The organism is Proteus sp. fly-1008 (assembly GCF_040140305.1).
GTDB lineage: Bacteria > Pseudomonadota > Gammaproteobacteria > Enterobacterales > Enterobacteriaceae > Proteus > Proteus vulgaris_B.
Genome location: NZ_JBEEWH010000003.1, coordinates 138,572 through 155,138 on the forward strand (window position 1 = coordinate 138,572; position 16,567 = coordinate 155,138).

Sequence of the window (16,567 nt, forward strand, 5' to 3'; positions counted from 1 at the left end):
ACCACAATGTAACCAATTTGTAAAAATCTTAGTTTTTTGGATAAATATTTTTTAATGCAAATTAACATTATATGTACATACTTATCTTTTTATTTGGGAATTTTATTTAAAAAATTTTAAACTTAACGGCTCTACTCTATTTATTTCCCATAAAATTCTGAGACTACAGTCGCATAAATAAAAAATAATGAGAGAAAAAACTGCTTCTTCTTCATAAAGAACAAACAAATTTTTCATTTTATAGAAACCCATAAAAACGCAGGTTATAATCACGTTAAGTTATTTAAATTAAGTGAAATTAAATTAGTTAAATTTTAGTATTAAATTTTCTTACACATAAAATTCTCAATAAACTAAAATAACATCAACAAACTGATATCAAATAAATCACAATTAAAAAATAAAGAGTATATTTACATTTTAAATGTATTCACTTTTTTTTACACTGTAAAGGGAAAACAATAAACCCAACTATTTGTTATACAATATAATTTAATAATAAAAAAACAAAGTGTAAAATATTTATTACATAAATATACTTAGCATCCTTTATTACTACTGATAAAATCTTTCCTTTTTTAAATTTTCTTTTGCAATTCATTAATAACATCTTAAAATTGACAAACTTACTTATCTTAAATCAGCAATAGAAACTCAATGTCTAATATCTAAAAAAAAACCGCATCAAATTAAAGAAAATATTCTTCTTTTTACTTTTAATAGCGTTTTAATAATAAAGAAGTGTTTTTATAAATACTATTATTTTATTTTTATAAAAATACAATGATACTTATATAATGATTTTTTGGGCGAAAAATGAATACCATACCATGTGATAATAAAAACCAATATGATTGCTTAATTCAAAAGAAATCTTATTTTTATCCACAATACCAAATACTAGAAAATGAGCAAAAAGCACTCTTTATCATACGAAAAAATGCACTTATTTTACAAAACTGCACAGATACAGTAACGGTTAATCAAGATCAGGTTATTTTTTTACAGCAAGGTAATTACACAATAAAAACACCCGCTACAGAGCCAACAGAGATTATTTACATACCTCTCTCTGATGATTTTTTAAGAGATTTCATATCAAAATACAATGATATTCTAAGTCGAATAGAAAGAGATCAGGATTTTTCGAGCGCATTTATCTGTTTTCAAAATTCGCCTCTTATACAATTTTGTAGCAATGGTTTTGAGTATATAACTATTCACTCTTGCCCTGAGACATTTACACAGTTACGAATTGAAGAACTTTTAATCCTTCTGCTTTCAACAGAACAAGGCTCAGACTTAATGGCATTATTGCGCCAACTCAGTCATCGCCAAATAGATCGTTTAAAACTGTTTATGGAAAAAAATCACTTAAAAAATTGGAAGCTCAAACAATTTGCTCGTGAATTTGGTATGGGGTTAACAACATTTAAAGAGCTTTTTAACCATGTTTATGGAACTTCACCAAGAACATGGATCTGCGAAAGAAGGATCATTTATGCACATCAATTACTACTTACCACAGAGATGAGTATCGTTGATATCTCAATGGAATCAGGTTTTTCAAGTCAATCTTACTTTACACAAAGCTACCATCGTCGTTTCAATATGACACCGAGCAAAGCGAGAAACCTTAGATTAAAATTATAAAAAATCTGGTCGATTATCATAATATAAAAAAGCCATTCATCGTTAGAATACTTAGAATTTATTCTTATGAGTGAGTTGTATATCGTGATAAAAGAAAATAGATGCCCTACCCAACCTCATTATTATGGCTACTTAGCGTTACTAAAAAAAATGATGGTTAGCAATGATAAAAAAACTGTAGATAGACTATTTAACCTACAGTTTTCTTTGCATACCAATAGAAGCAATGTCAATGAGCAACAGATAAAAATATTATCTCGCATACTATGCCGTGAAAATTTAGATAGCTTATTACAATCTACTTGGTTTTTACGGAAAAAACATTGCCTTATCGCTATTACTAAAGAGGATATTCGTAACATCATTGAGATTTCCCATTCTTTTCATACACCGCAGTCATATTCTATTTTTACAGTAATGGATTGGGATCAGTCATTAAAAGCAACCGTTAATATCAATGAGCATATGCGCTTAATTCAAGCCATTATAAAACCACTTTTTGTTTGGTGGGTTCAACATATTACACCTCAATTATTCACCCTTTATGAAACAAAAAAAGAACTTGAGTTTCAAATTATGCAGTGTGAAAACATTAAGTCATTTGCAGAAAAACAACTATCAAATACAAAAGACTCTTTTTTATCTTTAGATGATATCAATATTAAACTTAGTACAGATAATGTTAGATTGATTGTTATTGATGATTTATTACAAAAAAGCATTCAGTCACTCTTAGAACATTGGGAAACCGAACCTGCTTTTAATATTGAGATCACAAATACACTAGATTATATACGGGAAGTGACACCGAGTTCTGAATTATTAAAACCTTTATGGAAAATTTTGAATAGTATCCCAGAGTATCCTGAAAATTGTCAGAAACTAAAAGATTGGTTATTAGAAAGGGATCTTTGCTTAAAGAATGATCTATTCTTATGGAAATAAATAAAAACCAGCTCTTCTTTTAACGGAAAAAAAGAGCTGATACTATCATTTAATCATTTTTATTTAACATCTAAAATTTCAATTGTCACGATAGACATTGATTCCGGTGGTACTTGTCCAGGAACACCATTTTTCCCATAACCGCCACCTGGTTTTATATAAATTTTAGCTTTACCATTGATACCAGCTTTAGCAATAAAGGTATTCAGTGGTAATGGTAATTGACGATAAGGTAAAGTAAGTGGCTTAGCTTTATCATAATTAAGCGTTACAGTCCCGTCGGTTAACTCTTCATGCATCGTAAATATAACCGTTTTACCTGTAATTGAATCAACAGGTTTACCCTGTTTTAAAATTTTAAAATAGGTATTATCGTCATACTGTATATAATTTTGTTTTTGAATTTCAGATAGAATAGATTTATTGCGTTGAGCATTATCTTTACCAATAATTGAATATGCATAAGCAAGTTGTCCCGCGATCATTTGCCCTTCACCTGCTATTTTCTCAAGCTGCTCTTTTAATGTTTTATTTTCTTTTAATGCATTGCTTGTTTCAGTATTAGCTTTCACTAATTCAGCTTCTTTTGCCTTAATTTGCTCGTTTAATTGCGTACTCTTTTCTTCCAAAGACAGAGTTAATGCACGTTGAGTTTCAAGCTGTTTGGTGATATCACGCATCTCTTTTTGGGTGTCAGCCAATGTCTTTTCTTGCTGTTTTGATTGTCCAATCGCTTCTGTTTGCTGTTGCTTTAACGCACTAATTTGCTGTGTACTTTCTATATTTTGTTTTTCTAATTGTGCTTTTACATCAGCTAATTGATTACTTAATTTATCAACAACATTTTGCTTTTCAGTAAGTTGCTTTTCCAATAATGCAGAAGCCTTGGCACTTTCTGTTTGACTCACCGTTAGTTGTGCTAATGCAATATTACTTTCTTTAAATTGAGTATCTAATGCCTGATATTTAGCCGACAACTCATTCTGCGCTTTTTCTAATTTAGCAATTAAATTATTTTTATCTGTAATTAAATTATCAACTGCTTTCTCACCTGCAGATAAGCTTTTTTTCAAGTCAGCTAATTCTGTTATTTTATTCTCTAACTGTAATTTTAATTCTGGTATAGCTTTCAGCTTTTCATCAGCCTGCTCTTTTTGTTGTTGAACAGCTAAAAGTGACTTGTTTAGTTGAGTTTGTTCTTGGTTATTTTTTTCAACTTGTATTTTTAATTGTGCTATTTCTTGACGTTGTTCATCAACAAGTTTGTTATTAGCATCTTGTTGTTTTTCTGCTTCTACTACTTTTAATGCAAGCTCTTTAGATAAATCTTCACGTTCTGATGTGATTTTCAATAATGTACTTTGTAGTTTCTCTATCTCTTTTTTCGCAGTGTTATCTTGTAATAATAGTTGTGCCTGCACAAACTGGGATTGAATATCTTCTTTTTCTTTTTTGATAGTTGCTAATTGGCTATGTACATCAGCCAGTTGCTTGGCCAAATTAGTTTGTTCATTGGTTATTGTCGATAACGATTTTTCCAATACTGCTATTTCTTTATTTTTTACAGCTTCTAGCTTGGCTAACTCTTGTTCTTTTTGCTCACGACTACCTTGGAGTAATTGTTCAGCCTGTGCATATTGAGCCTGAACATTTTCTTTTTCTTGCTCGACTTTAGTCAATAATGTTTGTTTTTCATTTAATTGACTTAACAGTTTTTCTTGTTCGGCTTTCGTACTCTCAAGTGAGTTTTGTAACTTATCAAGTTCTTTTTTAGCACTATCATCTTTCAGTAGTGCTTGAGCCTGCAAATACTGGGATTGTAATTGCTCTTTTTCTTGCTCAAGTTGAGTAAACTTTACTTCTAAATTTTTAAGTGTTTCTGATTGTTTTTCAAAATCTTGCTGTTGTTTTGCTAGTTCTGTGTTTTTTGCAGTTGTTGCACTTAACACATTTTCTTTATCTGCTAATTGCTTAATTAATAAATCACGTTCTTCTTTTGTTTCTTCCAGGTCTGTTTGTAGCTTGGCAACAGCTTGTTTCAATGTATCATCATTGAGTAAGTTATTTGCAGTCGCTAATTTTTCTTCTGTTTCAGCCAGCGATAGTTCCAATTGCTTAATTTGGTTATTCGCATTTTGAAGTTTTTCTAAATGTTCCTTTAACGCTACTGTTTGCTCTGTATATTTCTGATACAGAGTTTGATATTTATTTCTTGTGTCGGCTAAACGATTCAACAACATTTTATTAAAAAGAGGTTGTTTATGATCAAGCACAGAGCGATTAAATTGATATGCAAAATGGAAAGGAATTGCAGTCACAGAATAAAATGTGCCTGGAATAATATCTAATAAGAAATTTTCATTTTGTTGAGGTTTTGAATAGTTTTCTTTCGAATAAAGCGCTAACGGGTTATAGACCGTAGCATTATTTCTATACTGATATCGATTAAGATCTTCAGGTGTAAACTGAGGTTTAATCGGAACAAATGAAAGTAAGGGAGTCAAATAGCGAGTATTATCACTCTTAAATTTAGAATAATCCGCAGGTAATATTGGGCAATTTTCAGCCAGCGTGATATCAGGTGTCTCTACTGACTCGACCACCTGATTATCTTTTTTTATTTGTACAGAAGGCTTAACTCGTTGCTCTGGCTTGTTTTGTTGAGATACCGTTGTTGTGCGGTTTACTCCACGATTAGCCTGACCGGTTCTCGTTGACGATGAAATTGTAGCAGATGTTTTAGGCTCAATTTTAATTGGCTCTTGCGTTTCAAAATAACGGTCAAAATCTTCAATAACAGAATTAAACTCATTATTGGCAAACGACAGTGTTGGAAACAGCATAAAAGCGAGACAAACACTCTGCTTTAATTTCATAGTAATTATTCACCTAGTTTTTTCAATGTCGAATTAACAGACATAATCGACAGATAGCGAACTTTTGCACACAAAACTTCTGTTTTTGATTCAATACTCATTTTTAGTAAATCTAAGCTATCTTTACTTGCCGTGTCTTGAACACTACGGTACATCGCATTAATTTCACTAATTTCTTTAAATGAACTCATCATAGATTGATAATCCGATGGAGAAAAAGTTTTTAGAGAATCAAGTTGTTTAATACAAGCGCTTTGCGGTGCTAATCCTAATTTTCTTGCATCTACACCACTGTCAACAGATCCTGCTGTAGGTGTCATAGAAATCGGTTGTGCTGTTGCTACTGGCTGAGTCATAGCAACGGGCTGTGTTGCTTGAGCTTGCACCGGTGCTGGCGTCTCAACTGGACGTGTTTGATCTGACCAAACACACCCAGATAAAGCGAGAATGCTGGTTGTTATAAATACAGCAAGGACATTCTTTTTATTTTGTAATAAGGACATCATTTTTCCTTAATCCCGATCAGACTTAAAAATAAGAGCATATGAGTTGTCGCATTTTAAGCCATTTTATTATAATTTTCTATTACCTACTGCATACTAAATAAATAGGCTAACACTCAAGGTTGCAATGAGTGCTCCTATCATTTCATTTATTTTTTCTTGAAACACTACCTACATCACACTAAAGATGTCATTTTTTGAATGTCGGATTTATTTAGTAAAAATGTTGTCATATAAAATGGTTGTTTTTTATTTCAGTAAAATAATACCAGATAATAATAAAAATAATAATACTAATTTTATCATTTGTTTACACCATTTACGTGTGATAATTAAGCTTATATTTTGTTTTCGTTCTTTAACGACTAAGATAAAATCAAGAAATGAGTATTAGATATTGTCACTGATATTTTTTCTATCCTTCAATATAGGAGAAGTAAGATGAATCATTTTAAAATAGGTATTGTTGTCGGTAGTTTAAGAAAAGAGTCGTATAACAAACAAACCGCAAATGCATTAGTTAAGTTATTCCCTAAAGAGTTTACTTACGAATTTATCGATATCGGTAACCTTCCTCTCTATAACCAAGATGATGATAATGATACACCTCCTACTGTTATCAGTTTCAAGCAACGTGTAAAAGAGTGCCAAGGTATTATTTTTGTCACTCCAGAATATAATCGTTCTATTCCTGGTGTCCTCAAAAATGCGCTAGACCAAGCATCCCGCCCCTATGGAATGAATGCTTGGGATAAAATTCCTGCTGGTATTATCGGGGTTTCAATCGGTAATATTAGTACAGCTATAGCACAACAGCATCTACGTAACTCGTTATCTTTCTTAAATATGCCGACCTTAAATCAGCCTGAGTGTTACCTGAAGTGGTATGATGAAATGGTCGAAGATGGAGAATTTTCTGAAAAAACAGCACGTTTTATGCAAAATTGGGTTGATGCTTATGTCGCTTTTGTAAAACAAAATAATCAATAATCTATACCTCTAAAAAGAGCTTTGTGTTTTTAATACATAGCTCTTTTTTATTTTCATTTTTTGACTATCAAAAAAAATAAAGTATTCTGTTTTTCATCTAATAATAAATCGCTACTGATAAAAGTTTTAATATTTGCTGAATAACACTGAATAATATAACTCCTCATTTAAATATTAAACAACACATTAAGACTAATTTAGACCATCTTTAAAAGATGCTTATTACAATTATAATTAAAATGCTTATTATATAAGCAAAAGTTAAGTGTTTTAAATAAAAACAGATACAAGATCAAAATGCACCACATCGCTCAGTCATCTAAAAGTTGGAAAGTATCAATAAAGCTATATCAATATTTATTGGTAGAATTTAGAAATTAGTAATTATTTCTAATATTTTATATTAGATTAGAATATTAGGCATAATGTGCGATACATCTCTAAATAATATACTTCAATAATTGTGATAAACAAAAAAATTACCTATATTACTCATCCATTAAATACTGGCAGGTAAATCATGGATAAAAATTTAAAAGAAATTGAGTGCGAAATTGCGGCACTAAAAATTGTTATCAAATCTTTACTTTCCACGCTAAGTGATAAACAAAGAAGAGATATGCTAGGCAATATATCTATTGTAATTGAAGACACATCAAATCGATATCCTCAGCTTAATGAAGTTATTAACTTAACAGAGCAATATGTAAAAAAACTCACTCAAGCTTAGTGAAGAAAGTTATTCAATTTTATGTTTACCAAAATATTATAGGGTGCATATTGCATCCTACTTCTTTTGTTATATAGGATATGCATTAATTTCTTCCCATTAATGCAATCTTAAGTGAAATTCATTAAGTTATTATTTCCTAGCTCAAATATTCCCAATTTTATTTTTCAATAAAATCATCATAAAACTATTGCTCCTTTTGGCTGATTTATTTTTTCCTTGGTTTTACTTAAGCAATTAATTAATATAAAAAATAGTTAATCACACAGTAATGTAGCATTGTTTTTGAGGGGCATATGGAAAAAAAAGTTGTCAATATAGAGTATGAAATCGCAGCATTAAAAGTAGTATTAAAAGCATTGTTATTGACTTTAACAGACAAACAAAAAGAAGTCGCAATTCAAGATATAAACAAAACCGTCAATGATGCCTACATTAATCATCCTCAATACAAAGATGTTATAAGCAAAACAGAACAATATATAAAAAAAATGATCTAAAAATCTGGCGCTATATCATCCACACACCTCTTTTTATTATTATTATTTATCTTGAGGTAAATTATATTAGCGCCTTTAGAAAATTAAAATCATCTTAAAGAAAACATAATCAATGATTGATTGACTATAAGAAACAAAATAGAAAATATTCTACAATCTATTAAAAATAAAATAAAATAAATGAGTTTACTCTTTATAAATAGTCTGTTTTTTATAAAATTTTTTTATTTTTTTAATGGATTTAGAAAAATTATTATCATGTTAATACTCAGTCAATGATTGGTTAGCTGATTGAGTAAATGTTTATCAATATTGAATAAATATAGAATTATATATATCTTTTTTATTTTATCTATGCGTCTAACGAGTAAAAACTTACCACCTTAGACACATGACTTATGGAAGTATCTCGATATTAATGATGCACAAGATTGAATTTTTGTACTGATAATTGTAATTCTTCGGTCTGTCTTTCTAATGAAATGGCCGCTGCTGAGACCTGTTCAACCAAAGAGGCATTTTGTTGCGTCACACTGTCCATTTGAGTAATAGCAACACTTACTTGACCAATACCTTTACTTTGTTCCTCTGATGCAATAGTGATTTCTTTCATTATTGAAGTAACCTGTTTTACTCCTGTCAAAATATCTTCCATTGTTTTTTCCATATCACTCACTAAACAGGCACCTTTTTTCACTCGTGTCGTTGAGTCAGCAATAAGTACTTCAATCTCTTTAGCGGCTTTTGCGCTATCTCCCGCTAAATTGCGCACTTCATTTGCCACTACCATAAAACCTCGACCATGAGCGCCAGCCCTAGCCGCTTCTACCGATGCATTTAGTGCAAGTATATTTGTTTGAAACGCTATATTATTGATAACATTAATAATATCAGCAATTTTGCTTGAACTATCAGAGATCCCATCCATCGTTGTGACGACAGATTCAGCTAACTCATTACCTTTTTCAACAGTGACTGACGCCACTTCAGCTAATTCTCTTGCTTGGTAAGCATGCTCCATATTTTGATTAACCGCAGCGGTAATTTCTTCCATACTTGCGGCTGTTTGCTCTAATGCCGTCGCTTGTTCTTCAGTACGAGATGCCAAATCATTATTCCCTTTCGCAATTTCAGATGCACCTCGATAAATGCTGTCACTTCCCTGACGGATAGTGCTCACTGCCTCATGTAAGCTATTTTGCATTCCATTTAATAATGGTATTAATCGCCCTGCACAGTTATTACCAAAATGCTCTAGTGGTTGACTAAGATCACCCTCTGTAATTTTTACAAAATGCTGGCGAATACTTTCTAATGGTTTTTGTAACATGGACACCAAGTAACGGTCGGTGAGAATAAGAATAATCCCACCTAAAATTGCGCTAATAAAAATAACAACTTGAGTTATTTCAATAAGTTCATCAACCTCTTCTATCGTTCTATCAATTTTTATATTTGCAATTTGATTAAATTTTTCAGTAATGTCACCAAATTCGCGACTTAATGCAGGAGTGACATTTCTAGCATGTTGCTCATATTCTTCAATAGTGCCATTTAATGCGAGTGCCATTTGTTTTTTAACTCCTTGTTCAAAAAGAGCTAACCAAATCTCCATCAATTCTTGAGAGGTATTTGCATCCATAGGCCCTGGAGAAACCGATTTCATATATTCGATCTGTTTTTCCATGTTCTCCATTGCGATTTGAGCTTGTGCAAAGTCAACTTCTTTACCCTCTGCTTTTTGTTCTACCAAACGATTAAGCCGTGAAGTAAAACGAAAGTATTGGTCATTTCCCTGACTAAGTGCGGCCATTTGCTTTATTATTTGATTATCAGCCTGATTGCCTTCAGATATTTGTGATAGTGACCATGCGCTATAAAGACTCACACCGCCAAATAACACACATAAAGTACCCAGTATTACTATCATCATTATACGAATAGTAATGTTACGAAGTTTCTGCATCGAATTTCTCAACTAACAAGATAAAGTAATCCCAATAGGGTGTAATGTACTTTTATCGACATCTTTTCAATTTATTTTAATTTTTTACTAATTTTTTTTATAAATTGATTTTTTGTTTTCTATACATAAAAAGGGTTAGTTAAGATAAGCAAAAACGTTACTTATGTATCATTTTTTATAACCTTAAATAAAAAACAAAAAAATCATTTAAAATCAACAAACTATAAAATTAGCGACTTGAAAAACAAATAAGAAGTATTAAAGAGATAAAAGGATAATTGAAGGGAAAGATAAGGTTTAGAATATTCTTAATTAGCTAAAAGTAGAGCAAGGATAACCTAACTACAAGTTAATGTAATATACCCTAGTACTTTGAAAGGAAAAATGTCAATAGGCTTATTTTTGCCTTCTCGCATATTGTCATCAACTACAATATATGTTTGAGCGATACAACCATCTTGGAATAATAAGGCATCTTTTTGAATGAAAGACTTTAGCGGTTGATATTCTTTTGAACCACTACTAAAATTTTTTATGTCTATGATATTGATTTAAAGGAAGAATGATTAGGTTAGGTTGTAATAATTCCATTTTAGTTCAATAACCTAGCCTAAATTTAAACTATGCATTTTTTGATGTTTCTTGGCGATCCTGGCGTGCATTTTCTGAAGAATGTTTAGTATTAGGTTTAGAGTTCTTTATTTGCTTAAGCATTTGTTCTGCATCTTTTCCCGTCAGGATGGTACGACCGAACGTACTACTTGTAATAGCCATTTTAACCTCCTGCGTTAAGATTGGTATATTAGGTATGTAAAATATCAACTTAATGTTGTATACAGATTAAGCAATCGAATTTATGGGATCAAGAAAATTCACGATGAAAAATTGGAGCGGGCGAAGGGAATCGAACCCTCGTATAGAGCTTGGGAAGCTCTCGTTCTACCATTGAACTACGCCCGCACTTGATTTTGCTGATTATACGCCCCCTTTATTGAACAGCAATCCCCTTCTTATTCAAATGATTATTTTGTCATCATAAAAAATATAATGTTTTGTTATTAAAAGTAAAAAAGCCACCTTTCGGTGGCTTTATCAATAACTTATTTTTTGTTAAATAAATGATTTATTTAAAATAATAATTATTTATTAGGACGCATTGCCGGGAATAAAATGACATCACGGATAGTGTGGCTGTCAGTAAATAACATTACCATACGGTCAATACCAATCCCTAAGCCAGCTGTTGGCGGTAAACCATGTTCTAATGCCGTAATATAGTCGTGGTCAAAGAACATCGCTTCAGCATCACCTGCTTCTTTTTGGCGAACTTGATCTTCAAAACGCTCTGCTTGGTCTTGTGCATCATTAAGCTCAGAGAAACCATTACCAATCTCACGACCACCAATAAAGAATTCGAAACGGTCAGTGATAAATGGATTATCGTCGTTACGACGAGCTAATGGTGAAACTTCTGCCGGGTATTCAATGATAAATGTAGGTTGAATTAAGTGACTTTCTGCAACTTCTTCAAAAATTTCACACTGAACACGGCCTAAACCCCAGCTTTTCTCAATCTTAATACCAATAGATTGAGCAATAGCAACTGCTTTATCCATATCATCAAGATCAGCCATAACAGTTTCTGGACGATATTTGCAGATAGCTTCTTTCATGGTTAATTTGGCAAATGGTTTGCCAAAATCAAATTCTTGGTCACCGTATTTCACTAACGAAGAGCCCAGTACATTTTCAGTTAATGTACGGAATAATTCTTCCGTTAATTCAATCAAGTCACGGTAATCTGCATACGCCATATAGAGTTCCATCATAGTGAACTCTGGGTTATGACGCGGTGATACCCCTTCATTACGGAAGTTACGGTTGATTTCGAATACGCGATCAAACCCACCCACAACTAAACGTTTTAAATATAACTCAGGTGCAATACGCAGATACATATCAATATCTAACGCATTATGATGAGTAATAAACGGACGTGCACTTGCTCCACCAGGAATGGTTTGCATCATTGGCGTTTCAACTTCCATAAAACCTTTGTTCACCATAAATTGACGGATACCCGCCATAACTTGTGAACGAATTTGGAAAGTTTTACGTGATTCTTCGTTAGAAATCAGGTCTAAATAACGCTGACGATAACGCATTTCTTGGTCAGCTAAACCGTGGAATTTATCCGGTAACGGGCGCAGTGCTTTAGTTAATAAACGCACTTCTGTACAGTGAACACTTAATTCACCTGTTTTCGTTTTGAAAACACGACCACGAGCACCTAAGATATCGCCAAGATCCCATTTTTTAAATTGCTCGTTGTAGATACCTTCTGGTAAATCATCACGAGAAACATAAAGCTGAATACGACCACCCATGTCTTGCAATGTAGCGAAAGATGCCTTGCCCATAATACGGCGAGTCATCATACGACCTGCAATAGCAACTTCCACATTCGCTGCTTCTAACTCTTCTGCACTCATTGCATCATACTTTTGATGTAATTCGTCAGATAATGCATCTCTGCGGAAATCATTTGGGAATGCGTTACCATTATCACGTAAAGCGGATAATTTTTCGCGGCGTGTTTGCAGTTCGTTATTTAAATCAGGTGCCTGCTCCGCACCTTGTTGCTGTTGCGACATGTTTTTCCTCACAGGCCCGCTTTTAAGCTAGCTTCAATAAATTTATCAAGATCACCGTCTAACACTGCTTGTGTATTGCGTGTTTCCACACCAGTACGTAAATCTTTAATACGTGAATCATCAAGAACATAAGAACGAATTTGACTACCCCAGCCAATATCGGATTTATTATCTTCCATTACTTGCTTGTCTGCATTTTTCTTCTGCATTTCTAGCTCGTATAACTTCGCTTTCATCTGCTTCATTGCCTGATCTTTGTTCTTATGCTGAGAGCGATCATTTTGGCATTGAGTGACAAGACCTGTAGGAACGTGGGTTATACGTACCGCAGATTCTGTTTTGTTAACGTGCTGCCCACCCGCACCTGAAGCACGATAAACATCAATACGTAAATCAGCTGGATTGATTTCAATATCAATATTGTCATCAACTTCTGGGTAAATAAAGGCAGAGCTAAATGAGGTATGGCGACGGCCACCTGAGTCAAATGGGCTTTTGCGAACTAGGCGGTGAACACCTGTTTCTGTACGCAACCAACCATAAGCGTACTCACCAATAATTTTGATAGTCGCTGATTTTAATCCTGCAACATCACCGTCAGATTCTTCAATAATTTCCGTTTTAAAGCCTCTTGATTCAGCCCAGCGTAAGTACATGCGCATCAGCATACTTGCCCAATCTTGCGCTTCTGTACCACCAGAGCCTGCTTGCAAATCAAGGTAGCAATCCGCACTGTCATATTCACCAGAGAACATGCGACGGAATTCTAATTGCTCAAGCTTTTTATTTAACACATCTAATTCAGCAATGGCTTCGTTAAATGTCTCTTCATCATCAGCTTCAACCGCTAGTTCAAGTAAACCAGAAACGTCTTCTAGTCCTTGGTCTAATTGGTCGATAGTTTCTACGATAGCCTCAAGAGATGAACGCTCTTTTCCCAATGCTTGCGCCCTTTCTGGCTCATTCCACACATCAGGTTGTTCTAATTCAGCGTTAACTTCTTCTAAACGCTCTTTCTTGGCATCATAGTCAAAGATACCCCCTGAGAACATTTGTTCTTTCAGAGACTTCTTCAATTTGGTGTTTTACTGGGTTGATTTCAAACATGCTTTTTCGTCTTTATGTTGTTTTCAAAAACAATTGGAATAAATTTTGAACCGCATATTGTAACGGATATATCCACGGGTTTATAGCATTTATATACAATTGTCTACTCAATAGTTGTTGCCATAACAACGCTTTTACTTTATATCACAATAAATTGCTTAAATTATTCGAATTAACAAGGCCAAATGTGCTCAACAAGTAATTGTGCATTTCTTTGCCCTCTAAATTCATTCACATCTAATCGATAAGCTAATTCAACTGTTTTAATACTGTTATCAGGCCAAATATTGATATCAACATTAAATGCAATGGCATCAATCATCAGATGACTATTTACAGGCTGAAGCATCATTTTTAAATGCTTACTCCCTACAATACGCTGTTGCAACAACATAAATTTGCCGTCAAATAATGGCTCAGGGAAAGCTTGCCCCCATGGGCCTGCTTCTCTTAGCATTTCAGCAATAGGTAGCGATAATTGATTTTCTGTTAGTTCACCATCAGATAAAATAACACCTTGCAACTGCTCGTCAGAAACCAATTCAGACATTAAAGACGAAAAATGACGCTGAAATAGCGGGAATTTATCTTCTTCAAGTGAAAGTCCTGCCGCCATTGCATGCCCACCAAACTTAAGCATTAATCCAGGGTTTAAAGTATTTAATCGTTCTAGTGCATCCCTAAGATGTACACCACTGATTGAACGACCGGAACCTTTTAATAGACCATCACCGCTAGGTGCAAAAGCAATAACAGGACGATGTAATTTTTCTTTAATACGAGACGCTAAAATACCCACAACACCTTGATGCCATTCAGGATGATAAATCGCTAAGCCATTCGGCAAGTCATGTTGAGTGCCCATAAATTGGCGGAAAATAGAGGAGGCTTCTTCTTGCATACCCGCTTCAATTTCACGACGCGTTTGATTTAAACCATCAAGTTCATTAGCAATTTCACGCGCAGAGCCAATATTATCCGTTAGAAGCAGAGCAACGCCTACTGACATGTCATCAAGACGCCCCGCAGCATTTAAACGTGGCCCTAAAGAAAAACCTAAGTCACTGCTTACCAGCTGAGATAGCTCCTTACGAGAAACTTCAGTAAGTGCTTTTATCCCTACACAACAGCGACCAGCTCGAATACGACGTAATCCCTCATAAACAAAAATGCGGTTATTCTCATCAAGAGGAACGACGTCTGCCACGGTTCCTAATGCAACTAAATCGAGAAAATCAGCCATATTTGGACGTGCTAAATTGTGTTGCTCAAACCAACCTAATTTTTCTAATTCAGCTCGTAATGCCGTCATTAAATAGAAAGTAACACCAACACCAGCTAATGATTTAGATAAGAAATCACAATCAGCCAAATTAGGATTAATAATCGCATCAGCAGCTGGTAATGTTTGCCCCGGCAAATGGTGGTCTGTTACTAGGACTCGAATACCGTATTCATGGGCAGTCTCCACACCTTCAAAAGATGAAATGCCATTATCAACAGTGATAATGAGATCAACCCCTTTTTTTGCAACATCATGAACAACTTGAGAGCTTAAGCCATAACCATCATCAAAGCGATTGGGAATATGATAGCTTACTTGTTTAAATCCCATTTGGCGTAATGCTTTGATGGCCAGTGCTGTACTGGTTGCACCATCGGCATCAAAGTCACCGACAATCACGATACGAGATTGCTGTTTTAAGGCCTCAATGAGCAATGTAAGTGCTGTTTCAATTCCAGTTAATGCTTGATAATGAAGTAAGCCTTTTAACGAGCGTTCTAGTTGAACTTCGGATGTTATTCCACGATTAGCATAAATCTGTCGTAATAAAGGATCTAAGTGATCCGGCAATTGGGTTGCCTGTGCAATTCGACGACGTAGTGTCGGTTCAATAGTGACCATAAAACGTGATTACTTCTCTTTTTTATCTAATAATTCAATAAGGTTTTGAGCAGAAATATACCCGCCATAAATACTCGCATTAGGTAACACAATAGCAGGTGTACCTTGAATTCCCATCATGGTACCTAATTTAAAATGTTCATTAATATTAATTTTTTTACATTCATCAATGGGAATAATTTTGTCACCTTTAAATGCACTGTCTAATGATTTATTAGGGAAGCCGCTACACCACACAGCATTCATTTCTTTACTCACTATATTATTGCCAACACCATTACGAGGAAATGCTAAATAACGTACTGTTATCCCCTGTTTATTTAACTCAGGTACTTCTTGGTGAAGTTTTTGACAGTAAGGACAACTAATATCAGTAAAAATGGTGATCACATGGCGTTCATTACGCGCTTTATAAACGATCATTTCATTTTTAAGTGAATCTACTTTTTTCATAATAACTTGATTGGCAATACTAACAGGTTCACCACTGCTGATATTATAAATAGGGCCTGCTGTTAGGTATTTACCATCGTCAGTTATATAAAAAATACCTTTATCTGATAACACTGCATTTAATCCAACAATCGGGGTTGGTTGAATGCTTTCTGCTTTAATTTGCATTTTAGCCAGTTGTGCTTCAATAGAAGCATTGTCAGCAAGCACAGGCATTGACACCATACTTAATAGTATTGGCAACCAGAGTAATTTCTTTTTCATTTAAATTCCTATTTAATGCC

13 protein-coding genes and 1 tRNA gene are annotated in these 16,567 nt (G+C 33.7%); 5 read left to right on the top strand and 9 right to left on the bottom strand.

Annotated elements, in window-relative coordinates; translation table 11 throughout:
• Positions 1 to 816: 816 nt before the first annotated feature.
• Both ABN256_RS07210 and ABN256_RS07215 read left to right on the top strand, forming a co-directional pair.
• Positions 817 to 1,653 carry a helix-turn-helix transcriptional regulator gene (locus ABN256_RS07210; protein ID WP_164526531.1) on the top strand — a complete coding sequence of 279 codons (837 nt, stop codon included), beginning with the start codon at positions 817 to 819 and terminating at the stop codon, positions 1,651 to 1,653.
• 66 nt (positions 1,654 to 1,719) lie between these two features.
• The gene (locus ABN256_RS07215) at positions 1,720 to 2,598 is read left to right on the top strand and encodes a T3SS regulon anti-activator ExsD domain-containing protein (protein WP_196554916.1); all 879 of its coding nucleotides are present in this window, start codon (positions 1,720 to 1,722) and stop codon (positions 2,596 to 2,598) included.
• A gap of 59 nt (positions 2,599 to 2,657) precedes the next feature.
• Here the strand turns inward: ABN256_RS07215 and ABN256_RS07220 are convergent, their stop codons facing one another.
• Both ABN256_RS07220 and ABN256_RS07225 read right to left on the bottom strand, forming a co-directional pair.
• On the bottom strand, positions 2,658 to 5,474 hold the full coding sequence (locus ABN256_RS07220; RefSeq protein WP_196554917.1) for a sugar transporter: 2,817 nt from the start codon (positions 5,472 to 5,474) through the stop codon (positions 2,658 to 2,660).
• Between the two features lie 5 nt (positions 5,475 to 5,479).
• Entirely contained in the window at positions 5,480 to 5,977 is a 498-nt protein-coding gene (locus ABN256_RS07225; protein ID WP_231619267.1) for a YuaE family lipoprotein, read from the bottom strand.
• 441 nt (positions 5,978 to 6,418) lie between these two features.
• Between ABN256_RS07225 and ABN256_RS07230 the strand changes: the two genes are divergently transcribed.
• From ABN256_RS07230 to ABN256_RS07240, 3 genes are all read left to right on the top strand, one after another.
• A complete protein-coding gene (locus ABN256_RS07230) occupies positions 6,419 to 6,967 on the top strand; it encodes an NADPH-dependent FMN reductase (protein ID WP_349439299.1) in 549 nt (182 codons plus the stop codon).
• A gap of 520 nt (positions 6,968 to 7,487) precedes the next feature.
• Positions 7,488 to 7,697, top strand: coding sequence for a sigma-S stabilization anti-adapter protein IraP (locus ABN256_RS07235; RefSeq protein WP_072069219.1), 210 nt, complete (start codon positions 7,488 to 7,490; stop codon positions 7,695 to 7,697).
• Between the two features lie 296 nt (positions 7,698 to 7,993).
• Positions 7,994 to 8,197, top strand: a complete 204-nt coding sequence (locus ABN256_RS07240; protein WP_115350648.1) for a hypothetical protein — start codon at positions 7,994 to 7,996, stop codon at positions 8,195 to 8,197.
• Between the two features lie 415 nt (positions 8,198 to 8,612).
• Here ABN256_RS07240 and ABN256_RS07245 read toward each other — a convergent pair whose 3' ends face one another.
• The 7 genes from ABN256_RS07245 to dsbC all read right to left on the bottom strand — a co-directional run bounded on the left by ABN256_RS07245 (position 8,613) and on the right by dsbC (position 16,547).
• The gene (locus tag ABN256_RS07245; RefSeq protein WP_349439300.1) at positions 8,613 to 10,163 is read right to left on the bottom strand and encodes a methyl-accepting chemotaxis protein; all 1,551 of its coding nucleotides are present in this window, start codon (positions 10,161 to 10,163) and stop codon (positions 8,613 to 8,615) included.
• 621 nt (positions 10,164 to 10,784) lie between these two features.
• The gene (locus ABN256_RS07250) at positions 10,785 to 10,937 is read right to left on the bottom strand and encodes a hypothetical protein (RefSeq protein ID WP_340893491.1); all 153 of its coding nucleotides are present in this window, start codon (positions 10,935 to 10,937) and stop codon (positions 10,785 to 10,787) included.
• A gap of 112 nt (positions 10,938 to 11,049) precedes the next feature.
• Positions 11,050 to 11,123 (bottom strand) — tRNA-Gly (locus tag ABN256_RS07255).
• A 179-nt stretch (positions 11,124 to 11,302) separates the two neighbouring features.
• Positions 11,303 to 12,817: a lysine--tRNA ligase gene (lysS, locus tag ABN256_RS07260; protein ID WP_072069223.1), complete on the bottom strand. Its 1,515-nt coding sequence runs from the start codon at positions 12,815 to 12,817 to the stop codon at positions 11,303 to 11,305.
• A gap of 8 nt (positions 12,818 to 12,825) precedes the next feature.
• A protein-coding gene (prfB, locus tag ABN256_RS07265) for a peptide chain release factor 2 (RefSeq protein WP_099074846.1) occupies positions 12,826 to 13,924 on the bottom strand; the annotation gives its coding sequence in 2 pieces (ribosomal slippage) (positions 12,826 to 13,848 and positions 13,850 to 13,924; 1,098 coding nt in all).
• Positions 13,925 to 14,096: 172 nt separating this feature from the next.
• On the bottom strand, positions 14,097 to 15,830 hold the full coding sequence (gene recJ / locus ABN256_RS07270; RefSeq protein WP_196554921.1) for a single-stranded-DNA-specific exonuclease RecJ: 1,734 nt from the start codon (positions 15,828 to 15,830) through the stop codon (positions 14,097 to 14,099).
• Positions 15,831 to 15,839: 9 nt separating this feature from the next.
• Positions 15,840 to 16,547 (bottom strand): bifunctional protein-disulfide isomerase/oxidoreductase DsbC, encoded by a 708-nt coding sequence (dsbC, locus tag ABN256_RS07275; RefSeq protein WP_072069225.1) that lies wholly within the window; start codon positions 16,545 to 16,547, stop codon positions 15,840 to 15,842.
• Between the last annotated feature and the right edge of the window lie 20 nt (positions 16,548 to 16,567).